Source organism: Burkholderia sp. Bp9090, assembly GCF_003857985.1.
Taxonomy (GTDB): domain Bacteria; phylum Pseudomonadota; class Gammaproteobacteria; order Burkholderiales; family Burkholderiaceae; genus Burkholderia.
In genome coordinates, this window is the sequence record NZ_QTPV01000006.1 from 72,252 (window position 1) to 95,001 (window position 22,750).

Annotated in this window: 17 protein-coding genes; 11 read left to right on the top strand and 6 right to left on the bottom strand. The window is 68.8% G+C overall.

Annotation, left to right across the window (positions count from 1 at the left end; translation table 11 throughout):
- Nucleotides 1–299 precede the first annotated feature (299 nt).
- The 3 genes from DIE16_RS08105 (at nucleotide 300) to DIE16_RS08120 (ending at nucleotide 3,591) form a co-directional block, all read left to right on the top strand.
- Nucleotides 300–1,217, top strand: a complete 918-nt coding sequence (locus tag DIE16_RS08105) for a serine aminopeptidase domain-containing protein (RefSeq protein WP_124522897.1) — start codon at nucleotides 300–302, stop codon at nucleotides 1,215–1,217.
- Nucleotides 1,214–1,645 carry a MarR family winged helix-turn-helix transcriptional regulator gene (locus DIE16_RS08110; RefSeq protein ID WP_124484736.1) on the top strand — a complete coding sequence of 144 codons (432 nt, stop codon included), beginning with the start codon at nucleotides 1,214–1,216 and terminating at the stop codon, nucleotides 1,643–1,645. Before DIE16_RS08105 ends, DIE16_RS08110 begins: the two co-directional genes overlap by 4 nt.
- Before the next feature lie 485 nt (nucleotides 1,646–2,130).
- Entirely contained in the window at nucleotides 2,131–3,591 is a 1,461-nt protein-coding gene (locus DIE16_RS08120) for a sialidase family protein (RefSeq protein WP_124519388.1), read from the top strand.
- A 64-nt stretch (nucleotides 3,592–3,655) separates the two neighbouring features.
- Here DIE16_RS08120 and adhP read toward each other — a convergent pair whose 3' ends face one another.
- Nucleotides 3,656–4,684 carry an alcohol dehydrogenase AdhP gene (adhP, locus tag DIE16_RS08125; protein WP_124484734.1) on the bottom strand — a complete coding sequence of 343 codons (1,029 nt, stop codon included), beginning with the start codon at nucleotides 4,682–4,684 and terminating at the stop codon, nucleotides 3,656–3,658.
- Nucleotides 4,685–5,146: 462 nt separating this feature from the next.
- Between adhP and DIE16_RS08130 the strand changes: the two genes are divergently transcribed.
- Both DIE16_RS08130 and otsA read left to right on the top strand, forming a co-directional pair.
- The gene (locus DIE16_RS08130) at nucleotides 5,147–7,174 is read left to right on the top strand and encodes a TonB-dependent receptor (RefSeq protein WP_124519691.1); all 2,028 of its coding nucleotides are present in this window, start codon (nucleotides 5,147–5,149) and stop codon (nucleotides 7,172–7,174) included.
- Between the two features lie 470 nt (nucleotides 7,175–7,644).
- Nucleotides 7,645–9,051: an alpha,alpha-trehalose-phosphate synthase (UDP-forming) gene (gene otsA / locus DIE16_RS08135; RefSeq protein ID WP_044844592.1), complete on the top strand. Its 1,407-nt coding sequence runs from the start codon at nucleotides 7,645–7,647 to the stop codon at nucleotides 9,049–9,051.
- A 22-nt stretch (nucleotides 9,052–9,073) separates the two neighbouring features.
- On the opposite strand, the gene DIE16_RS08140 is transcribed toward otsA, so the two are convergent.
- Nucleotides 9,074–9,541, bottom strand: a complete 468-nt coding sequence (locus tag DIE16_RS08140; RefSeq protein WP_044844593.1) for an OsmC family protein — start codon at nucleotides 9,539–9,541, stop codon at nucleotides 9,074–9,076.
- A gap of 124 nt (nucleotides 9,542–9,665) precedes the next feature.
- Nucleotides 9,666–11,633, bottom strand: a complete 1,968-nt coding sequence (ftsH, locus tag DIE16_RS08145; RefSeq protein WP_124484733.1) for an ATP-dependent zinc metalloprotease FtsH — start codon at nucleotides 11,631–11,633, stop codon at nucleotides 9,666–9,668.
- Nucleotides 11,634–12,050: 417 nt separating this feature from the next.
- On the opposite strand from ftsH, the gene DIE16_RS08150 reads away from it, so the two are divergent.
- The gene (locus tag DIE16_RS08150) at nucleotides 12,051–13,715 is read left to right on the top strand and encodes an acid phosphatase (protein WP_124522895.1); all 1,665 of its coding nucleotides are present in this window, start codon (nucleotides 12,051–12,053) and stop codon (nucleotides 13,713–13,715) included.
- Nucleotides 13,716–13,831: 116 nt separating this feature from the next.
- Here the strand turns inward: DIE16_RS08150 and DIE16_RS08155 are convergent, their stop codons facing one another.
- Nucleotides 13,832–15,328 (bottom strand): FAD-dependent oxidoreductase, encoded by a 1,497-nt coding sequence (locus DIE16_RS08155; RefSeq protein WP_124892095.1) that lies wholly within the window; start codon nucleotides 15,326–15,328, stop codon nucleotides 13,832–13,834.
- Nucleotides 15,329–15,630: 302 nt separating this feature from the next.
- Nucleotides 15,631–15,840, bottom strand: coding sequence for a hypothetical protein (locus tag DIE16_RS08160; protein WP_124522892.1), 210 nt, complete (start codon nucleotides 15,838–15,840; stop codon nucleotides 15,631–15,633).
- Nucleotides 15,841–16,299: 459 nt separating this feature from the next.
- Here DIE16_RS08160 and DIE16_RS08165 point away from each other — a divergent pair, with 459 nt between their 5' ends.
- From DIE16_RS08165 to DIE16_RS08185, 5 genes are all read left to right on the top strand, one after another.
- Nucleotides 16,300–16,716 (top strand): nuclear transport factor 2 family protein, encoded by a 417-nt coding sequence (locus tag DIE16_RS08165; protein ID WP_124522891.1) that lies wholly within the window; start codon nucleotides 16,300–16,302, stop codon nucleotides 16,714–16,716.
- Between the two features lie 3 nt (nucleotides 16,717–16,719).
- Nucleotides 16,720–17,577, top strand: coding sequence for an SDR family NAD(P)-dependent oxidoreductase (locus DIE16_RS08170; RefSeq protein WP_124522889.1), 858 nt, complete (start codon nucleotides 16,720–16,722; stop codon nucleotides 17,575–17,577).
- A gap of 40 nt (nucleotides 17,578–17,617) precedes the next feature.
- Nucleotides 17,618–18,376: an SDR family oxidoreductase gene (locus tag DIE16_RS08175; RefSeq protein WP_124522887.1), complete on the top strand. Its 759-nt coding sequence runs from the start codon at nucleotides 17,618–17,620 to the stop codon at nucleotides 18,374–18,376.
- Nucleotides 18,377–18,416: 40 nt separating this feature from the next.
- Nucleotides 18,417–19,253 carry an SDR family NAD(P)-dependent oxidoreductase gene (locus DIE16_RS08180; RefSeq protein ID WP_124522886.1) on the top strand — a complete coding sequence of 279 codons (837 nt, stop codon included), beginning with the start codon at nucleotides 18,417–18,419 and terminating at the stop codon, nucleotides 19,251–19,253.
- 78 nt (nucleotides 19,254–19,331) lie between these two features.
- Nucleotides 19,332–20,237: an NAD-dependent epimerase/dehydratase family protein gene (locus DIE16_RS08185; RefSeq protein WP_124522885.1), complete on the top strand. Its 906-nt coding sequence runs from the start codon at nucleotides 19,332–19,334 to the stop codon at nucleotides 20,235–20,237.
- Nucleotides 20,238–20,376: 139 nt separating this feature from the next.
- Here DIE16_RS08185 and DIE16_RS08190 read toward each other — a convergent pair whose 3' ends face one another.
- Complete coding sequence (locus tag DIE16_RS08190) at nucleotides 20,377–22,242, bottom strand: phosphoenolpyruvate carboxykinase (GTP) (protein WP_124522884.1); 1,866 nt, start codon at nucleotides 22,240–22,242, stop codon at nucleotides 20,377–20,379.
- Nucleotides 22,243–22,750 lie beyond the last annotated feature (508 nt).

The window sequence follows — 22,750 nt, forward strand, 5'->3', positions numbered from 1 at the left end:
TGATCTCCCCGGAGGTTGGCGGGCGGCCGCGCGACGGCGTCGCCCCTGGGTCCGCCTGGCGCGACGGCTGGCGGACGGGATGGAACTGGTGAAGATACGGCGATCCGCTTCATGAGACAAACGCAATATTCTGCTATGCAAATATGCAAATGTTTTATGGAATGATCGCCGCGCAGCGACGCCGTCCACCGGGCTTCGCGGGACGCCGTTCGAATGATCCCTCGACAGATATTTCGCACGCGAAATACATGGCGGACTATATTTCGCATACGAAATACCCACCCGGAACGAGGACGGCCATGACGTCAGAACCCATCGAGTTTTCCGCCGCCGACGGCTACATGCTGCGCGGCACGCTGTGGTCACCGGACGCGCCGCCGCGCGCGCTGGTCTTGATCCATCCGGCCACCGCCGTGCCGGAGCGGCTCTACGCTGGCTTCGCGCGCTTCCTGACCGAACGCGGCTTCGCGGCGCTCACCTACAACTATCGCGGCATCGGCGCGTCGCGGCCCGCGCGGCTGAGCGCGCTGCAGGCCCGCATGCGCGACTGGGTCGAACTCGACGTCGGCGCCGCAATCGCGTGGGCGCGCGCTACGCACGACGGGCTGCCGCTGCTGGCGGTCGGGCATAGCGTCGGCGGCCATGCGATCGGGCTGTCGGCCGGCACCGCGCACCTGCGCGCGGCCGTGCTCGTCGCCGCGCACGCGGGCAGCACGCGGCTGATCGCCCGCGCGGCCGAGCGGCTGAAGGTGCGGCTGATCCTGCGCGTGCTCGGCCCGCTCGCGTCCGCGCTGCTCGGCTACGTGCCCGGCAAGCGGCTCGGCCTCGGCGAGGACCTCCCGGCCGGCGTGTTCCGCGAATGGAGCCGCTGGACCACGCTGCCGCGCTACTTCTTCGACGATCCGACGCTCGGCGCAGCCGAGCGCTTCTCGAAGCAGCAGCTGCCGATCCTCGTACTCGGCTTCGACGACGATCCGTGGGCGAACCCGCCCGCGATCGACCTGCTGGTAAGCTACCTGACCCGGGCGGCCGTCGAACGCCGCCAGATCGATCCGCACGCCGCGGGCAGCGGGCCGGTCGGACACATGGGCTTCTTCCGCAGCCGGCCAGGCACGGTGCTGTGGCCCGCGGTCGCCGACTGGCTCGCGCAGGCGCTCGACGCGCCGCGCGATGCGGGTCGCCCGTCCCTTTCCATTGCAGCCGGGAACCGAGCTTGAGCGAAGACCGACGACTGTTTTTCCTGTTGACCATCGGCCAGCGGCGCGTGCAGCGCTGGGTCGACCGCAAGGCCGAGACCGATGCGCGCGCGAGCGCCGCGCAGGCCGGCGTGCTGTTCTGCCTCGCGAGGCAGGACGGCGCGCTGATCGGCGAAGTCGGCGCGGCGCTGCAACTGGCGCCGTCCGCGATGACGGGGCTCGCCGACCGGATGGCGAAGGCCGGCCTGCTTGCGCGTCACGCCGATTCGGACGACGGGCGCGCAACGCGACTGTTCCTGACCGACGAAGGACACGCGGCGCTCAAGCGCGCGCGCGTAGCGCTGCGCGAGCTGAACGGCAAGCTGTGCGACGGCTTTTCCGACGCCGAACTCGACGTCGTCGCGCGCTGGCTGCACGCATTGCAGGACCGCTTTCCGGCCGAGCGCTGAACCGTGCCGGCGGCGCGCCGCATGGGCACGAATCCGCGTAATCGATAGCGATTTCGATTCGTGCTTTCGATTCGTGCTTTCGATTCGCGCTTTCAATTCGGTTTCCGAACTTTCAGGCGGCAAATTTTGCATTTCGGCGGCATTGCTTCGGCAACGCTTTCCGGCTACGTACTGTTACAAAAAATTGCCTGCCGCGCCGCATATCGATCGCCTACATTGCAATCCACTTCGACGCATTCGTCGTCTGCACGGCCTGGCCTTCCCGTTGCGTCCGCAACCCTGGACGCACCCGACAAGCAATGAAAACGAAGAGGTGTCTTGACCGACGTGCTGGCGGCATCCAGCACACGCGGATTGCGATGACCGCGGCGGCTTCCTGAACGACACGATCCGACGCATGGCACGGCATTTGTTGCCGCGCGTACCGGTGCGCGTCGTGCCGCCGTGCCGCGCCATCGCCGCCGCACGTCAACGAGGAGCAGTCCATGCGACGCACGATCGTGTCCCACTCGCTTGTCCCCAGCCTCACCCGCCTGTCCGCCGCGATGGCCGTGGCGATGGCCGCCGCCGCGGCCGCGCATGCCGATCCCGTGGTCGTGTCCGGCCCGAGCCCGTTCGCCGCCTGCACCATCGGCGGCCCCGGCACGAACTACGTGAACGCCGAGGTCGAACCGTGGCTGTCGGTCAATCCGGCGAACCCGACCAACATGATCGGCGTGTGGCAGCAGGACCGCTGGTCGAACGGCGGCGCCCACGGGCTCGTCGCGGGCTATACGTTCGACGGCGGCGCGACCTGGGCGCGCACGCCGCAGCCGTTCAGCGCCTGCGCGCCGGGCGGGCTCAAGTACGAGCGCGCGTCCGATCCGTGGGTGTCGTTCGGTCCGGACGGCACCGCGTATTCGGTATCGATCTCGTTCAACCAGTCGAACAACAGCAACGCGGTCGCGGCCTCGGTGTCGACCGACGGCGGACAGACATGGAGCAGCCCGGCCGTGCTGATCGCGAACGACGAACCGACGACGCAGTTCTTCAACGACAAGGAGTCGGTGACGGCGAACCCGGTGAAGGCCGGCACGGCCTACGCGGTGTGGGACCGCCTCGAACTGCCGAACGGCAACCCGTATGCGAACCTGCACACGCAGGCATACCGCGGGCCGACGTTCTTCTCGAAGACGGTCGACGGCGGCAAGACGTGGAGCCGTGCGAAGGTGATCGTCAACGTGCCGTCGCGCCAGCAGACGATCGGCAACCAGATCGTCGTCGATCCGAAGACCGGCACGCTCTACGACTTCTTCGACCTGATCCAGCCGCCGTTCAACAAGGCGGCCGGCAAGGTCGCGTTCGTCAAGTCGACCGACGACGGCGCGACCTGGACGAAACCGCAGGTGATCGCCGGGCTGCAGACGGTCGGCGTGACCGATCCGAACACCGGCGAACCGGTACGCACCGGCGACATCATTCCGGAACCGGCGATCGATCCGGCGTCGGGGCAGCTCTACGTCGTATGGCAGGACAGCCGCTTCAACGGCGGCAACTACGACGAGATCGCGCTGTCGACGTCGAAGGACGGCGGCGCGAGCTGGAGCGCGCCGCTGCAAGTGAACACGCCGACCGGGCGTCCCGCGTTCAATCCGTCGGTGCGCGTCGACAATGCCGGCTCGGTGATGGTCACCCACTATGATTTCCGCGACCTGCTGGCCGGCAATACGACGACGCTGCCGACCGGGTTCTGGCGCAAGATCTCGCACGACAACGGCACCACGTTCGCGGACGAGCGGCGCGTCGGCGGCCCGTTCGACATGAAGCTCGCGCCGAATGCGGAAGGCTTCTTCATCGGCGATTACCAGGGGCTCGACGTGCTGCCGTCGTCGTCGTTCCATCCGTTCTTCGTCCAGACCAACGCGGGCAACCTGACGAACCGCACCGACGTGTTCTTCGCGCCGTGATGCGTGGGTGAGCATAGCGCCGCCGCGACGTCCGTTGCGTCGCGGCAGCGCTCCCGAGTGCGCGTCAATGCATGTCGGTCAGCACGATGCGACCGTCGACTTTCCCTTCGCGCAGCCGCGCGAATATGTCGTTGATGTTGCCGAGCCGGTCGCGATGGATATGCGCGCGCACCAGCCCGTCCGCCGCGAAGTCGAGCGATTCCTGCAGGTCGCGCCGCGTGCCGACGATCGAGCCGCGCACCGTGATGCCGTTCAGCACCGTCGAGAAGATCGGCAGCGGGAAATCGCCGGGCGGCAAGCCGTTGAGCGCCACCGTGCCGCCGCGCCGCACCATCCCGAGCGCCTGCGCGAATGCGCTGCGCGACACGGCCGTCACCAGCACGCCATGCGCGCCGCCGATCTCCTTCTGGATCACCTTCGCCGGATCGTCGGCCGACGCATCGATCGTCAGTTCGGCGCCCAGTTCGCGCGCGAGTGCGAGTTTGGCGGGAGACACGTCGATCGCCGCGACGTGCAGGCCCATCGCGCGCGCGTACTGCACGGCCACGTGGCCAAGCCCGCCGATGCCCGAAATCGCGAGCCACTGGCCCGGACGCGTGTCGGTGACGCGGATGCCCTTGTAGACGGTCACGCCCGCGCACAGGATCGGCGCGATCTCGTCGAACGCGACCTGCGCGGGCAGATGGCCGACGTAGTCGGGATCGGCCAGCACGTATTCCGCATAGCTGCCGTTGACCGAATAGCCGGTGTTCTGCTGTCCGTGGCAAAGGGTTTCCCAGCCGGTGTGGCAGTACTCGCAGTGACCGCATGCCGTATAGAGCCAGGGCACGCCGACGCGGTCGCCCTCGCGCACGTGCGTGACGCCCGCCCCGACCGCCGCGACGACGCCCACGCCTTCGTGGCCCGGAATGAACGGCAGCGTCGGCTTCACGGGCCAGTCGCCGTCGGCTGCGTGCAGGTCGGTGTGGCAGACGCCCGAAGCCTTGATGTTGACGAGGATCTGGCCCGGGCCCGGCGTCGGGACCGGCACCTCCTCGATGCGCAACGGTTCGCCGAACGCGTGGACCACCGCCGCCTTCATGGTTTGAGTCATGCGTCGCTCCTGTCTGGTCGATGACCGGGCCAGTATCCGGGCTCGAAACCGGAACGACTTGATGCGTATCAACGGAGCGGGAAACGCGCGCGACAGTGACAGATTCATCGCGAGACCTGTTGCGTGGGCCACCAGTGCCGGCGCGGGTTTGACGGCCCGGCTCTGCTTTCGCCGCCGTTTCCGCAGCTTGTCGGAAACCCTGCGGCATGCCGCCGTTTCGCTTTGAATTTGAAATGATATAACATATCATTTCGCGACCTCGTCCACCTAAAACCCTCTCAACCCGGTGGCCGGGTTACGCCGAGTCCAATCCAACCGGGTCATTACGCGCCGCGAATGCAACAATATATCGTATCCAGCCTTGACCCGCATGGCTCGCTTTCCGATCCGATACCAACCGATTCACCGACCATGCGCGACCTCCCTCGTCTACCGCTTCGCCCGCTCTCGCCCGTTTCGCTGATGCTGTTCGCCGCCGTCGCGCACGCGCAGGCCGAGACGCCCGCCCCGTCTTCGCCGCCACAGACCACACCGCTCGCGCCGATCTTCGTGACCGCGAACCCGCTCGGCGACACCGAGCTGATCGCGCCGACCGCGCAACTGTCCGGCGATGCGCTGACGCGCCGCCAGGCCGATTCGCTCGGCGAAACGCTCAACGGCCTGCCCGGCGTGTCGACCACCACCTACGGGCCGATGGTCGGCCGCCCGATCATTCGCGGGATGGACGGCGACCGGATCCGGCTGCTGCAGAACGGCGTCGCCGCCTACGACGCGTCGTCGCTGTCGTACGACCACGCGGTGCCGCAGGATCCGCTGTCGATCGAGCGCGTCGAGATCGTGCGCGGTCCGGCCGCGCTGCTGTACGGCGGCAACGCGGTCGGCGGCGTCGTCAACACGATCGACAACCGGATTCCGCGCGAAGCGATCGAAGGCGTGACGGGCGCGCTCGACGCGCGCTACGGCGGCGCGAACTCGGTGCGCGCGGGCGCGGCGCAGGTCGAAGGCGGCAACGGCCGCTTCGCGTTCCATGTCGACGCGTTCGACCGTGAAACGAGCAAGCTGCGGATTCCCGGCTACGCACGCAGCAGCCAGCAACGCGCGATCGACGATCCCGATACGCCGCAACCGTACGGCAACGTGCCGAACAGCGACGGCCGCGTGCATGGCGGCGCGCTCGGCGCGTCGTACACGTGGGCCGACGGTTTCGCGGGCCTGTCGTACAGCGGCTACGAGTCGAACTACGGCTCCGTCGCCGAGGACGACGTGCGCCTGCGGATGCGCCAGGAACGGCTCGCGTTCGCGTCCGAGATACGCAACCTGAGCGGCCCGTTCACGAAGCTGAAGTTCGACTTCGCGTACACCGACTATCGCCACAAGGAAGTCGACAACGGCGAGACCGCCACCACCTTCCGCAACCGCGGCTACGAAGCGCGCATCGAGGCGCGGCATCGCAGGATCGGCCCGTTCGAAGGCGCGATCGGCGTGCAGTTCGGCCAGAACACGTTCTCGGCGCTCGGCGACGAAACGCTCGTGCCGTCGACGCGCACGAACAGCGTCGCGCTGTTCGGTCTCGAGGAATGGCAGGTCGTCCCGGCGCTGAAGCTGAGCGTCGGCGGGCGCTTCGAGCACGTGAAGGTCGATCCCGATCCGGCCGGCGTCGAGAAATTCGCGCTCGCGCAGCCGCGCGACTTCAATGCCGGCAGCGTCTCGGCCGGCGCGCTGTTCTCGCTGACGCCCGTATGGTCGGTCGCGGCGAACGTCGCCTACACGGAGCGCGCGCCGACCTTCTACGAGCTGTACTCGAACGGCCCGCACGATGCGACCGGCCAGTTCCTGATCGGCAACCCGAACGCGTCGAAGGAAAAGGCCGTGTCGACCGACCTGTCGCTGCGCTACGCGAGCGGCCCGAACCGCGGCAGCGTCGGCGTGTTCTACAACCGCTTCTCGAACTACCTGACCGAGTACAACACGGGCCGCGTCGTGAACGGCGACGGCGAACCGGTCGCGCCCGGCGCCGGTGATACGCTCAACGAAGCAATCTATCGCGGCGTGCGCGCCGAGTTCTATGGCGTCGAACTCGACGGCAAATGGCGCGCGTTCGCGCAGCGCGGCCATACGGTCGACCTGGAACTGACCGCCGACTACACGCATGCGCGCAACGTCGACACCGGCCAGCCGCTGCCGCGGATCGCGCCGCTGCGCGTGACGCTCGCGGCCGACTACGGCTACGGCCCGTTCGGCGCACGCGCGCAGGTCACGCACGCGTGGTCGCAGCATCGTGTGCCCGACAACGACTTTCCGACGGACGGCTACACGTCGCTTGGCGTGATGCTGACGTACAAGTTCCGTGTCGGCGCGACGCACTGGCTCGCGTACCTGCGCGGCGACAACCTGACGAACCAGGAGATCCGCTATGCGACCTCGGTCGTGCGCGGCTTCGCGCCGGAAGGCGGCCGAAGCGTGATGGCCGGCCTGCGCACGACGTTCTGATCGCGCGCCGGTGCGTTCGCGCCACGCGTCCCGCGCGTCGCCAACGCCCGCCATGATCGATCGGCGCAGCCAGCCTGCGTCGATCGAAACCGTCGCGATCGACCGCGCCGGCGTGACCGAACACGATCGATCGCCCTCGCCTTCGCTCTCCCTTCTCCGCCCCTCCACCTTCCGTTGCGCACACGGCCGCTGCAGTGCCGTGCAATTTCCGGTCCTGCCGGTCGAACGCGCGGAACGCCGCGCATCGCACTGCATCGCACCGATAGCCAGGATCATTGATCCCGGTCATGCACTTTTAAATCAGCCGAATGACGAGTATCCTAAAAAAAGCACTCCACGTTCGGACGGCGAATCGCGCGCCCTGATTCCCGTCCGCTCGTATCGCGGCCCCATCGCGCCACGCGTCGATGGCGGCGTCCGCCTCACGCCCTGGCCGCACGAACCTTCCCCAACCATTCGCAGGAGAGCTGGTGAGCCGACTCGTCGTCGTATCCAATCGTATTGCAGATCCCCGTAAGGCCGCGGCAGGCGGGCTTGCCGTGGCCGTGAAAGACAGCCTGCAGGAATCGGGCGGCGTCTGGTTCGGGTGGAGCGGCAGGCTGCGCGGCGACGGCGACCATCCCGCGCACGGCGAAGACGTGCAGATCCAGAACGTCGGCGGCATCCAGCTCGCGACGATCGATCTCGATCCGCAGGATTACGACGCGTACTACCTCGGCTACTCGAACAACGTGCTGTGGCCGGTGTTCCACTACCGCCTCGATCTCGCACAGTTCGACCGCCGCTTCGCGGACGGATACCGGCGCGTGAACCAGCTGTTCGCGCGCAAGCTGAGCACGCTGCTGCGCCCCGACGATATCGTCTGGGTCCACGACTATCAGCTGATTCCGCTCGCCGCCGAGCTGCGCGCGACGGGCTGCACGAACCCGATCGGTTTCTTCCTGCACATTCCGATGCCGCCGCCGCCGATCATGGCCGCGATCCCGGAGCACGAGTGGCTGATGCGCTCGCTGTTCGCCTACGATCTCGTCGGCTTCCAGACCGAATCGGACCTGCTTCACTTCGAGCACTACGTCGAGGCGGAAGCCGGCGCCGCGCGGCTGCCGGACGGCCGCCTGCGCGCGTTCGGCCGCACGTTGTCGGCCGGTGCGTTTCCGATCGGCATCAACGTCGACGAGTTCACGGCGCTCGCGGAGAATCGCGACGGCATCGACATGTTCGAGCGGATGCGCGACGAGTATTCGCGCCGCCAGCTGCTCGTCGGCGTCGACCGGCTCGACTATACGAAGGGGCTGCCGCAGCGCGTGCACGCGTTCCGTCAGCTGCTCGAACAGTATCCGGAGAACCGCGACCGCGCGACGCTGATCCAGATCGCCGCGCCGAGCCGCGAGGATCTCGGCGCGTACGACGACCTGCGGCGCGAGATGGACAGCCTGTGCGGCGCGATCAACGGCGATTACGGCGAACTCGAGTGGATGCCGATGCGCTACATCCACCGCACGGTCGCGCGCAAGCGCTTGCCGGGCCTGTACCGCGCGAGCCGCGTCGCGCTCGTCACGCCGCTGCGCGACGGGATGAACCTGGTCGCGAAGGAGTTTCTCGCCGCGCAGGACGAGGCCGACCCGGGCGTGCTCGTGCTGTCGCGTTTCGCGGGCGCGGCCGAGCAGCTGAAGCCTGCGCTGCTCGTCAATCCGTACGACACGCAGGGCACCGCGCAGGCGATCCAGCGCGCGCTCACGATGCCGCTCGACGAACGCCGCCAGCGTCACGACGCACTGATGGCGATCGTGCGCAAGACCGACGTGCACTGGTGGCGCACGCGCTTTCTCGAGGCGCTCGCCGAGGCGGCGGAAGTCGCCGCCGCGACCGTGTCCTGACGCGCCGCGTCCTGCCGCTCGCTTACACGCCGGTCGTCTCGCGGTCGAGCACCGCACCGTTCACGTCCTGCACCGCCACCGCGATCGGAATGCCTTCGCGCATGCTCTCGGTCACCACGCAATACGCGTCGAACCGGTCGAGCATGCGCGTCGCCGCCGCGAGATCGGCCCATGCCTTGCCGACCGACAACGTCACGGCCATCGCGCCGACGCGCACCCTGCCCGCGTCGTTCTGCACCATGTCGACGTCGATATGCGCGGTGACGGGCTGCGGATCGACGCGCTGTTTCTCGAGCGCGAACAACAGGCTCGCCGCGAGGCAGCTCGCGACCGCCGCGGCCAGCAGCCGGACCGGGTTCGGGCCGCGGCCGGCACCGAGCGGCGGCGGCTCGTCGGTGAGCACCGGCGAAAGCTCGGTGCCAGCAAACGTGACTTCGAAACTGAAACGCGCATGCTGCGCGACATCCACCGATACGTGTGCCTCGCTCATGGCGACTCCGTGACTCGAAAAAGGGAAAGAGAACGCCGGCGCAACGGCGTGCCGGCAAGTGCGAATTGCAGCGAAGGCGCGGCGCGATCATGGCCGCCCGCCGGCTGCGCGAGCGGTCCGCGCTTCAGCGTTCGGGTTCGCGCGGCGGCCCGTATGCGACGAAATCGCGCTCGATCGCCGACGCTTGCTCCGGCGCATTCGCGCTCGTGCATGGCCCGCGATCGGTCAGGGAAGATTCGGCGACCGGCGCCTCGCGCCCGTCGATCAGCGCCTGCAACGCGTCGCGTTCGAGCACTTCGCGCTCGAGCAGCCGTCGCGCGATCCGCTCGAGCGCATCGCGGCGTTCACCGAGCGTTGCCGCGACGCGCGCATGCGCGTCGGTCAACAGCGTATGCACCTCGTCGTCGATCATCCGTGCGGTGTGCTCGCTGCAGCGGCCCTCGCCCGCATGCCATGCGCCCGGGATGCCGGTGCGCGTTTCGCCGTCGTCGACGCTGACGAGCCCGATCTTCTCGCTCATCCCGTATTGCATGACCATGTGGCGCGCCATCGCGGTCGCGCGTTCGAGGTCGTTCTGCGCGCCCGTCGACACGTCACCGAACACGAGTTCTTCCGCGACGCGCCCGCCGAGCAGTGCATCGATCCGATCGAGCAGCTCGCTGCGGCGCAGGACGTAGCGATCCTCCGTCGGCACCTGTTGCGTGTAGCCGAGCGCGGCCACGCCGCGCGGAATGATCGACACCTTCTTCACCGGATCGCAATGCGCGCGGCTTTCCGCGACGAGCGCATGGCCGGCTTCGTGATAGGCGATCGTCAGCTTCTCCTGCGCGTTCATCACGCGGCTCTTGCGCTCGAGGCCCGTCAGCGCGCGGTCGATCGCCTCGTCGAAGTCGTCCATCCCGATCGCCGGCTTGCCGAGTTCCGCCGCATGCAGCGCGGCTTCGTTGACGACGTTCGCGAGATCGGCGCCGACGAAGCCCGGCGTGCGCGACGCGAGTTCGCCGAGATCGACCTCGGCCGCGAGCTTCACGCGCTTCACGTGCACGCCGAGAATCTGGCGGCGGCCGTTCACGTCGGGCCGGTCGATCGCGATGTGACGGTCGAAGCGGCCCGGGCGCAGCAGCGCGGGATCGAGAATCTCCGGCCGGTTGGTCGCGGCCATGATGATCACGCCGGAGCCGGCCTGGAAGCCGTCCATCTCGACGAGCAGCTGGTTGAGCGTCTGCTCGCGCTCGTCGTTGCCCGACATCGGGCCGACGCCGCGCACCTTGCCGAGCGCGTCGAGCTCGTCGACGAACACGATGCACGGCGCCTTCTGCTGCGCCTGCTCGAACAGGTCGCGCACGCGCGCCGCGCCAACACCGACGAACATCTCGACGAACGCCGAGCCGCTGATCGAGAAGAACGGCACGGCCGCCTCGCCGGCCACCGCGCGCGCGAGCAGCGTCTTGCCGGTGCCGGGCGCGCCGACGACGAGCACACCCTTCGGGATCTTGCCGCCGAGCCGCTGGTAGCGATCGGGGTTGCGCAGGAACGCGACGAGCTGCTGCAGCTCGGCCTTCGCCTCGTCGATGCCCGCGATGTCGTCGAACGTGATGCCGGTTTCCTGCTGCACGTACACGCGTGCGCGGCTCTTGCCCATCCCGGTGAAATCCTGCAGCCCGCCGCGCTTGCGCAGCATCAGGTTCCAGATGAACACGAACGCGACGAGCGGCACCAGCCACGACGCAAGCGACGCGATCCAGCCGGTGTCGGACGCGCCGTGAAACCGGATACCGGCGGCGGTCAGCGTGTCGATCAGCTGCGGGTCGGTCACGCGGTTGGTGCTGAAGCGCGGCGGCGTGCCGTCCGACTTCACGGCCGCGACTTCGGACGCCGGCAGCAGCGTGCCGGCCTGCGGCATCGTCAGCGTGCCCGTGATCGTCGCCGGCCCGATCTCGAGATCGTCGACGAGCCGCGCGGCGACGAGCCGGTGGAAGTCGCTGTACGCGATCATCGTCGACGCCGGACGCAGCATCAGCAACTGCGCGGCGAACAGCACGAAGAAGCCCGCCGCGATCAGCAATCCTGCGTAATCGAATTTCCTGTCCATGGCATCGGGCCGGCCGCGCGCGTCGACGCGCGCGCTTACGCGTGCACGCGCGCCCGGTCGGCGCGCGGCATCGCCGGCCACGCGCAAACGGAATGGATCCGCGCCATCGTCGCCTCGTTTCGTCGCATGAATGACACCGCGACGGCGCCGCCGGGCGCCGTTCGCGCGGGCAGCGCGCCGCAACGCGCCGCCCGTGATTCAAGTCTAGTTCGCGCGCGGACGTCGCGCATTGTCCGACAAACGCCTTTCATCGACGCCGCCGGCCGCGTTATAGTCGCGTTCGTGACATTTTAGTGACAGCCGGCGTCGCCCGCGCCCGGGCGCGACGCCGGCCGTTGCGTCCCGCCGCGCGTCGCGGCAGGCTGTGCGACGCTGCCGCGCATCGAACGACAACCGCCCATCCGAGGAGCACACGACGTGAACGACACCCCCGATCGCCCCGACGACCTTCCCGCCGATCCCGACCGCCGCCGCATGCTCGGCGGCCTCGCCGCGCTCGGCGCGGGCGTCGCGCTCGGCGGCTGCGAGACCACGCCGGGCAGCGCGCCGCGCTCGGCCGCCGACCTGCGGCTCGACGACGCGCTGCGCCGGCAGGTGCGCCACATCGTCGTGATCTATGCGGAGAACCGCAGCTTCGCGAACCTGTACGGCGATTTCCCGGGCGTGCAATATCCGCTGAGCGAGGTGAAACCCGAGCACGCGCGGCAGCTCGATCGCGACGGCAAGACGCCGCTGCCGGTGCTGCCGAAGATCTGGGGCGGGCTCGTGCCGCAGGCGCAGGAAGTCGGCGGCCAGCGCTACGCGATCGCCGAGCGCGACATCGACAAGCTGCCGAACGCGCCGTTCCGGATCGCAGACGCGCAGGGCAAGCCGCTGCCGAACGGCGTGATCACGCGCGACCTGTGGCACCGCTTCTACCAGAACCAGATGCAGATCGCCGCGGGCCGCAACGACCAGTTCGCCGCGTGGGCCGATTCCGGCGGCCTCGTGATGGGCCATTACCGCAATTCCGCCGACACGCTGCGGCTGTGGAACCTCGCACGGCAATACACGCTGTGCGACAACTTCTTCATGGCGGCCTTCGGCGGGTCGTGGCTGAACCACATGTTCCTGATTTCCGCGCAGCCGCCGATGTATCCGGATGCGCACAAGCATCCGCATGCGGCGAAGCTGCTGTCGAAGGTCGACGGCGACGATCCGGCCGGCACGCGCCTGACGCTCGCCGCCGATTCGCCCGCGTCCGCGCTCGACGGCCCGCCGAAGTTCGCGGTCGACGGCCCGCTGACGCCCGATGGCTACGGCGTCAACACGATGGCGCCGCCGTATCAGCCGAGCTACGTGCCGCCGGCCGATCCGGGCAACGCCGCGTATGCGGATCCGTCCGATCATCGCGTGATCCCGCCGCAAGGCCATGCGACGATCGGCGACCGCCTGTCGGAGAAAAACGTCGACTGGGCGTGGTACAGCGGCGCGTGGCAGTACGCGCTCGAGCACCGCGACACCGGCATGGTGCCGGATTTCCAGTACCACCACCAGCCGTTCAACTACTTCGCGAACTACGCGCCGGGCACCGACGCGCGCCGCAAGCACCTGCGCGACGCGGGCCTCGGCGACGAGCCGTCGACCAATCATTTCATCGCCGACATCGACGCAGGCCGCCTGCCGGCCGTCGCGTTCTACAAGCCGCAGGGCAACCTGAACATGCACGCGGGTTATGCGGACGTCGAATCCGGCGATCGCCACATCGCGCACGTGATCGAACGCATCCGGCGCGGCCCGCAGTGGGCGAACACGGTGATCGTGATGACGCACGACGAGAACGGCGGCTGGTGGGATCACGTCGCGCCGCCGGTCGGCGATCGCTGGGGCCCCGGCTCGCGGATTCCGGCGCTCGTGATCTCGCCGTTCGCGAAGAAGGGTTACGTCGACCACACGATGTACGACACGAACTCGATCCTGCGCTTCATCAGCCGCGTGCACGGGCTCGCGCCGCTCGACGGCGTCGCCGCGCGCGACAAGGCGTTCGCGGCGCGCGGCGCGACGCCGCCGGGCGACCTGACGAACGCGCTCGATCTCGGCTGACGAACGGCTGACGCCTCGCTGAAACGACGACGCCCCGGTGCAACGCGGTTGCCCGGGGCGTCGTGTTTTGCCGTGTGCGTTCTGCGATCCGCGATCCGTGCTCCACGCAGGCGACGCTACGCGACGCCGTGCAACGCGTCGCTCGCCGCACTTGCGGCATGACGACCTGCCTGCCGGCCGAAGAACGTCGCATCGGCCAGCGACAATCCCGAGCTGTACCCGGCACCCCAGCGCGGCAGCCCGCAGGTCGTGCGGCCGGCCGCATAGAGGCCCGCCACCGGTGTGCGCGCCGCGTCGAGCACCTGCCCGGTCGGCAGCGTATCGAGCCCGCCCAGCGTGAAATGCGGGTAGAACGCGTAATCGATCCGGCAATCGAGCGCGACGAACGGCGGCTCGATCAGCGGCTTCAGCCACTTCCTCGCCTTGTGGAACAGCGGATCGACGCCTTCGGCCGCGTGACGGTTGTAGACGTCGACGGTCGCCGTCAGCGTGCCGGCCGGCATCTGCAGGTCGCGCTCGACTTCGTCCCAGGTCTCGCCGGCCGCCGCGATGCTGATCCGCGCGATGTCCGGCGGCTCCTGGTAGGTCGCCTGGTCGACCAGCAGGTAGATCCGGTCGTCGGCCTGGTGGAACGCGTGGTGGCCCGTGCGGCCGTGATAGCCGTCCTCGTTGATGAAACGCTGCCCGCGCGCGTTCACGAAGATTCCGCGGATCAGCGATTCGGGCGCGTAGAACGGCAGGCTGACGAAACCCTGGTCCATGTGGATCGCGGCGCCGCCCGCGCTCTGGCCGAGCAGGATGCCCGAGCCGTCGTCTCCGGGGCTGCCGATCGGTTCGGCCGAGCGCAGGAACTGCGGCGCATGCCGGCGCACCATGTCGCGGTTCATCGCGAAGCCGCCCGCGCACAGGATCACCGCGCGGCGCGCCCGCACGAACGCCGTCTCGCCGTACGCCCGCAGCACGACGCCGCGCACCGCGCCGGCATCGTCGACGATCAGCGCCTGTGCGCGCGTGTCGTAGCGCGTCGACACGCCGAGCGCCTGCACGCGCTCGGCCAGCACGCGCATCAGCATCTGCCCGCCGCCCCAGCCCGGCCATTGCGGCGTGTGGCCGCGCGGGCAAGGCTTCGCGCTCTCGCTGAACGGCCAGGCCTCCTCGCTGCCCGACCAGATCAGGCAGTCGTCGGTTTCCGGCTCGACGATCCGCTCGGCGATGAACGTGTTCTTGTACGTGACGCCCTGCGCGACCAGCCAGTCGTGATGCGCGAGGCTCTCGTTCGCATAGAGGCGCACCTTCGCCTCGTCGGCGTCGCGGCCGCCCGCAAGCATCAGGTAGCGGTACAGGTCCTCGGTGTCGTCGCTGAAGCCGGCCTGCCGCTGCGCGGGCGTGCCGCCGCTGCCGCCGAGGTAGATCTCGCCGCCGGACAGCGCGCTCGTGCCGCCGTAGCTCGACGCGCGCTCGACGATCAGCGTGTCGGCGCCGGCGCTCGCGGCTTCGATCGCCGCGCACGCGCCAGCCGCGCCGAAGCCGACGATCACGACGTCGTGTTCGGCGTCCCAGCGATGGACGTCGCGGATATTCAGGGGGCGAGCGAGGGAATATTCGGATGACATGGAGGCAAGGGTCTGCGTGAAGGGATTCGGTGAAAAGCGGCGGTCGGGGCGCAGCGCGGCCGGCCCGGCAGGCCGGCACGTCGTCGATGCGAGCGATCGCAGGCACGCGAACGCCGCGTCGTCGACGGGGAAATCGAGCGGCAGCGGCGAGCCAAGCCGGGGGCATGCACACGCCGGACGAACTGCCGCGAGCGTGCCGCGCCGCGACACTGCGCTGCGCGAACGCCGTCCACCCGGTCGCCGTCGCATCGTGACGGCGTCAACGTGACATCGAGTCGGCGCGGCACGCGGCCGCGCCGTCGTCACATGCCGCGCAGTGCGGCGAAACCGAAGCGCGAAGGATCGATCGGCACGCAACCGGTCGGCAGGCCGTTCGCATCGAGCGAGCGGCATTGCAGGATGCCGGCCGCATACGGCGGCGCCGGGACCTGATCGGCGCCATATCGCGCCATCACCATCGCCGCGAACGCGCCCATCGCCAATACGCACAGCTTGCGAGTCGTCAGTCTCATGATCGTGTCCCCTCCGGTTGGCCGCTATCGCGGTTCGTGTCCGGTGCACTGGCCTCGGGCAAACAGGCAACCGCACCGGATGACTGCACGGTAGCCAGCGCCGGCCCGCCGGCCATCGTCCATTTCGACTAGGGGCAAACGCGAAGCGGCCCTGACGCGACGTGCGGCGCCGCAGCATCGTCGAGCGGTGGCAGCGGCGTCGCGATTGGAAAACCGCGTGCCTCAGCCCGTCGTGACGGGGCGCGCGATCTTCGGGCACGCGCCGCGCGTTCACCGCTGCATCGCACCATCGGACGATGCGCGGCCATCGCGCCGGTGTTTTCCCTGATCGTGCCCCTGCTCCGTATGGATGATGAGGATCGCGCGGCCGGATGCGAACCTGCGGGTCGACGTCGCAATGCCGTCGCGTCCGCGCTCGCGGCGCGGCCGAGTCTTTCCGTTCATTCACGGGAGTACCGCATGACCGATTCGAATCCCCGCCACGCGCTGTACGAACTCGCGTGCCGTTACGCGCAGGCCGTCGACCGGCGCGACTGGCCGCGCCTCGCCACCCTCTTCACCGCCGACGCCCAGCTCGACGGCCCCGGTTTCCGTTTCGACGACCGCGATGCGATCGTCGCCGGCATGCGCGTGATCGAGCGCTACGAAACCACCCAGCATCACGTGCACAACCAGCTCGCCACGCTCGACGGCGGTGAGGCCGACGTCGAGACCTACTGCCTCGCGTGCCACGTGTACGTGCGCGACGGCGTGAAGCGCAAGCTCGACTGGGGGCTGCGCTATCGCGACCGCTGCGTGCTCGACGGCGGCACGTGGCGCTTCGCCGCGCGCACGCTGCACGTCGACTGGTCGCAAGACCTGCCGCTGGAGGGCTGAACGATGCGCGCATCCCTTCCCCTCGCCGGCCGCACCGCGCTCGTCACGGGCGGCGCCGGCGGCATCGGCGCGGCCTGTGCGCACGCGCTTGCCGCCGATGGCGCGGCCGTCGTGCTGATGGGCCGCCGCCGCGATGCACTCGAACGCACGCAGCGGCGCCTGACCGACACGCTGCCCGGCAGCCGCGTCGCGATCGATGCCGGCGACGCGTGCGACGACGGCGACCTGCAGGCGGCGCTGGATACCGCGTGGGCGCTCGACGGCCGGCTCGACATCGTCGTGCCGACCGTCGGCGGCGCCGGGTTCCGGCCGCTGCTGATGCACGACGCCGACAGCTTCCGCGCGGAAATCGAGCTGAACCTGAACAGCGCGTTCGCCGCGATCCGTCACGCGGCGCCACGGCTCGCCGACAGCGGCGGCGGCACGATCGTCTGCATCTCGTCGACGGCCGCGCAGATCAATTTCCGCTGGCTGACCGCGTACTGCACCGCGAAGGCCGCGCTCGAAGCGCTGGTGCGCGGGGCCGCCGAGGAACTGGCCGGCGCGAGGATCCGCGTGAACGCGGTGCGACCGGGCCTCACGCGCTCGGAGGCCACCGCGCCGATGTTCGACAACCGGGCGCTCGTCGACAGCTTCCTCGACCAGATTCCGCTCGGCTCACTCGGCGAGCCGGAAGCGATCGCGCACGCGGTGCGCTATCTCGCCGGCCCCGAGTCGGGCTGGGTCACCGGCCAGAGCTTCGCGGTCGACGGCGGCCACGAGCTGCGCGCCAACCCGCGCGTCGACGCCACCATCGCGCAGATCTACGGCGCGGCCGCGCTCGACGCGGTCAGGGCCGGCCGTGCGCCGGGCGCCGCATGAGCGCCCGCCTTCTTTCAACGTCACAGGAAATCGACCGGACATGAATCGAGTCGCAAACAAGGTCGCGCTGATCACCGGCGCGGCGAGCGGGGTCGGCCGCGCGGATGCGCTGCTGCTCGCCGCCGAAGGCGCGCGCGTGGTCCTCACCGACATCGACGAGGACGCGGGCCGCGCACTCGCGCGCGAGATCGGCGACACCGCGCTCTTCGTCCATCAGGACATCGCCGACGAAGACGGCTGGCGGCACGCGATCGCGTCGACGCTCGAGCGCTTCGGCCGCCTCGACGTGCTCGTCAACAACGCGGCGATCTGCCCGGTCGGCTCGATCGAGGACACGAGCCTCGACACCTGGCGACGCGTGCTGCGTGTCAACGCGGACGGCTACTTTCTCGGCTGCAAGTATGCGATCGGCGCGATGAAGCACAACGACACGCCGGGCTCGATCGTGATGATGTCGTCGGTCGCCGCGCTCGGCGGCCTGCCGATGATGTGCGCGTACACCGGCTCGAAAGGTGCGGTAACGGCGCTCGCGCGCAGCGTCGCCGTGCACTGCAAGCGCAGCGGCTACCGGATCCGCTGCAACTCGATCCATCCGGACGGCATCTGGACATCGATGACGCAGGCGCTGATGCCCGGCCTCGATCCGGCCGAGCTCGGCATCGGCAACGATCCGATGGCACGCATGTGCGATCCGCAGGACGTCGCGAATCTCGTGCTGTTCCTCGCATCCGACGAATCGCGCTTCGTGAACGGCGCGGAGCTGCGGATCGACAACGCGCAACTGGTTGCGTCGCTGTGATGCGGCGCGTGGCTTTTCCGTTCGAAGGAGTAGCGTTCCGATGATTTCCTTTTCCGGCAAGACCGTGCTGGTCACCGGCGGCGGCGCGGGCATCGGCCGCGCATGCGCGCAAGCGTTCGGCGCGGCGGGCGCGCGGGTCGTGGTGGCCGAGGTCGATCCCGCCCGCGCGCAGGACGTGCGTCAGGCACTCGAAGCCGCGGGCGTCGACGCGCTGGTCGGCACCGTGGACGTCACACGCCGCGACGAGGTCAACGCGTTCGCGCGGACGATCGACGCCCGCTTCGGCGGGCTCGACGTGCTCGTCAACAACGTCGGCGATTTTCTGCAGATCGCGAAACCGTTCGACGACCATACCGACGACGACATCGCGCGGCTGTTCGACGTGAACCTGCGCCAGGTGTTCGTCGTCACGCGCGCGATGCTGCCGTTGCTGCGCAAGCGCGGCGCGGGCAGCAGCATCGTCGGCGTGTCGTCGATCGAGGGCTTTCGCGCGATTCCGAACTGCACCGTGTACGCGTCGTTCAAGGCCGCGCTGACCGGCTTCACGAAAAGCCTCGCGCTCGAACTCGGGCCGGCCGGCATCCGCGTGAACCAGATCGCGCCGGAGACCACCGAGACGCCGCAGGTGCCGGTCAACGCGATGGTCGCGCCCGAGCATCGCGCGCACGTCCCGCGCTGGATTCCGCTCGGGCGCTTCGGTGCGGCCGGCGACATCGCGGGCGCCGCGCTGTTCCTCGCGAGCCCGCTCGCCGCATGGGTCACCGGCACGACGCTGCACGTCGACGGCGGTGCACTCGCGGCGGCCGGCTGGTATCGCGATCCGAACGGATTCTGGACCAACATGCCGGTCGTCAGCGGCAACGGCTTCAATTTCTGAGCGACGTTCCGCACGGATTCGTCCGTTCAATCATCGGTTCAATTCAAGCGGCGCGCCTGCGCCGCCACCGGAGACACCATGAAAATCCTGATCATCGGCGGTACCGGCCTCATCGGCGGCCACGCCGCATTGCATCTGCGCGCGCAAGGCAACGACGTGACGCTCGCCGCGCGCAAGCCGCCCGCGCCGGGCAGCGCGCTCGCGCAATTCGACGTGCTGCTGCGCGACTACGTGGCCGGCAACTTCACGCGCGACGATCTCGCGCCATTCGACGCGGTCGTGTTCGCGGCCGGCAACGACATTCGCCACCTGCCGCCCGGCACCGACGAAGCCGCGCACTGGGAACGCGCGAACGTCGACGCGGTGCCGCGCTTCTTCGCGCTCGCGCGCGACGCGGGCGTAAAGCGCGCGGTGCTGGTCGGCAGCTTCTATCCGCAGGTCGCGCCGGCGCTCGTCGACACGGTGCCGTACGTGCGCTCGCGCCATCTCGCCGACGAACGCGTGCGCGCGCTCGCATCGCCGTCGTTCGCGGTATGCAGCGTGAACGCGCCGTTCGTGGTCGGCTCGGTGCCGGGGCTGCGCAACGAGATGTTCGCCGCGTACACGGGCTATGCGCAGGGCAAGCTCGCGGGCCTGCCGGTGTACGGGCCGGCCGGCGGCAGCAACTTCATCTCGACGCAATCGCTGTCGGAAGCGATCTTGGGCGCGCTGCAACGCGGCGAATCCGGCAAGGCCTATCTCGTCGGCGACGAGAACCTGAGCTTCGCCGACTACTTCGCGGCGTTCTTTCGCGCGGCCGGCAATCCGCAGCCGGTGCCGTCGCTCGACCAGGAGCATCCGCTGCTGCCGGACATCGCGATCTATACGGGGCGCGGCAACGTCGTGGCGTACGAGCCGGACCCGGCCGATATCGCGCTGCTGCGCTATCGGCGCGGCGATGTGCAGCGCGCGGTGAACGAAGTGGTCGCGCAGTGCGGCGCGTAAGCGCACGGCCGGCGTTGCACGCGCGACGCTGAAACGAAGCAGAAGCGAAAACGTCCCGCCACCGGCGATGCATGCCGGCGGCGGGACGTTCATGCCACAACGGCGTTACGTCGTTACTGCGTGACTTCGACTCGCATCGTCAGCCGCCGATACGCTGTTCGATGTTCTTCATCGTCTCGGTCAACTCCGCCGGCAGACGCAGCTTCAGCGTGTCGAACAGCGCCGCATGCAGCTTCAGTTCCTCGCGCCATTCGCCTGCATTCATCGACGTGACCGCCTCGAACTGCTCGCGCGTGAAGTCGAGCCCGTCCCAGTGCAGGTCGTCATACGCCGGCGACACGCCGAACGCATGTTCGCCGCCGCCGCCGTTGCCTTCGAGGCGATCGAGCATCCACTTCAGCACGCGCATGTTCTCGCCGAAGCCCGGCCACACGAACTTGCCGTTCGCGTCCTTGCGGAACCAGTTCACGCAGTAGATCTTCGGCAGTTTCGCGCCCGCGCCTTCGAGCTGCTTGCCGAGATTCAGCCAGTGCGCGAAATAATCGCTCATGTTGTAGCCGCAGAACGGCAGCATCGCGAACGGGTCGCGGCGCACCACACCCTGCTGGCCGGCCGCGGCGGCGGTCGTCTCGGAGCCCATCGTCGCGGCCATGTACACGCCTTCGACCCAGTCGCGCGCCTCGGTCACGAGCGGCACGGTCGTCGAGCGGCGGCCGCCGAAGATGAACGCGTCGATCGGCACGCCGGCCGGGTTCTCCCAGTCCGCGTCGATCGACGGGCATTGCGATGCCGGCGCCGTGAAGCGCGAGTTCGGATGCGCGGCCTTGCGGCCCGTTTCCTTGCCGATCTCCGGCGTCCACGGGTTGCCCTGCCAGTCCTTCAGCTTCGCGGGCGGCGTGTCGGTCAGGCCTTCCCACCACACGTCGCCGTCTTCCGTCAGCGCGACGTTCGTGAAGATCACGTTCTCCTTCAGCGTCGAGATCGCATTCGGGTTGGTCTTCACGCCGGTGCCCGGCGCGACGCCGAAGAAGCCGGCTTCCGGGTTGATCGCATACAGGCGCCCGTCGCGGCCGGGCTTCAGCCACGCGATGTCGTCGCCGATCGTCGTGACCTTCCAGCCGTCGAAGCCCTGCGGCGGGATCAGCATCGCGAAGTTGGTCTTGCCGCACGCGGACGGGAACGCGGCCGCGACGTGATACTTCTTGCCGGCCGGCGACGTCACGCCGAGGATCAGCATGTGTTCGGCGAGCCAGCCCTGGTCGCGGCCCATCGTCGACGCGATGCGCAGCGCGAAGCACTTCTTGCCGAGCAGCGCGTTGCCGCCATAGCCGGAGCCGAAGCTCCAGATTTCACGCGTATCGGGGAAATGCACGATGTACTTGACCGGGTTGCACGGCCACGGCACGTCATTCTGGCCCGCTTCGAGCGGATGGCCGACGCTGTGCACGCACGGCACGAATTCGCCGTCCTCGCCGAGCACGTCATACACCTCGCGGCCCATGCGCGTCATGATCCGCATGTTCACGGCCACGTACGGGCTGTCGGACAGCTCGACCCCGACGTGCGCGATCGGCGAGCCGAGCGGGCCCATCGAGAACGGCACGACGTACAGCGTGCGGCCGCGCATCGAGCCGCGGAACAGGCCGTTCAGCGTCTCGCGCATTTCTTCCGGCGCGATCCAGTTGTTGGTCGGGCCGACGTCGTCGGGCGATTCGGTGCAGATGAAGGTGCGGTCCTCGACGCGCGCGACGTCGGACGGATCGGACTGCGCGAGATACGAGTTCGGGCGCTTCGCCGGGTTCAGGCGCGTGAGCGTGCCCTGGTCGACCATCGCCTGGCACAGCGCGTCGTTCTCTTCCTGCGAGCCGTCGCACCAGACGACACGCTCGGGCTCCGTCAGCGCCGCGATGCGCGATACCCAGTCGATCAGCTTGCGATGTTTGACGTATGCCGGGGGAGCGATCAGCGGGCCGTGCGTCGCTTCGGCCAAAGAGTTTTGCGACATGGGAATGTCTCCAGATTATTGGGCGGGGATGGGGGATGCGGGGCGAGCCCGCGAGATGGGGAATGCGGTCGGAGCGCAGGTTGAAGCGACGCGCAAGGCGGGACGCGCGAGCGGAGCGCGTGTCGATGCCGCGATGCGGGCGAGAGAATGTGATGTCTCGTATGAGTGAGCGAACGCGAGTTTCGCCATGCAAGCAACCTGCCGTACAACTCCATATCGGCCAGCATACCATCGCCGTTATTGGGCTGGCGTTGCGTTGCAACAAGAAACAACTGTGTCGACGCGCCGGCACGCCGCTTGCCGGCAGGTCCTTTTTTTGCGCCGCCGCGTGCGCTTTGGGGCCGAAACGGCTGGAACGTCCGTCCGGCAAGGGTTTCGCAAAAGCGCAAAATCCGGCGCGACAGGTTCGCATGCGATGCACCCGAACCGTCGCCGTCCGAATTCGCGTTTTCGCTACTCAGGCAAACCCTGAATTAGGTTGCGTACACAAACATCCGTCGCGCACGCG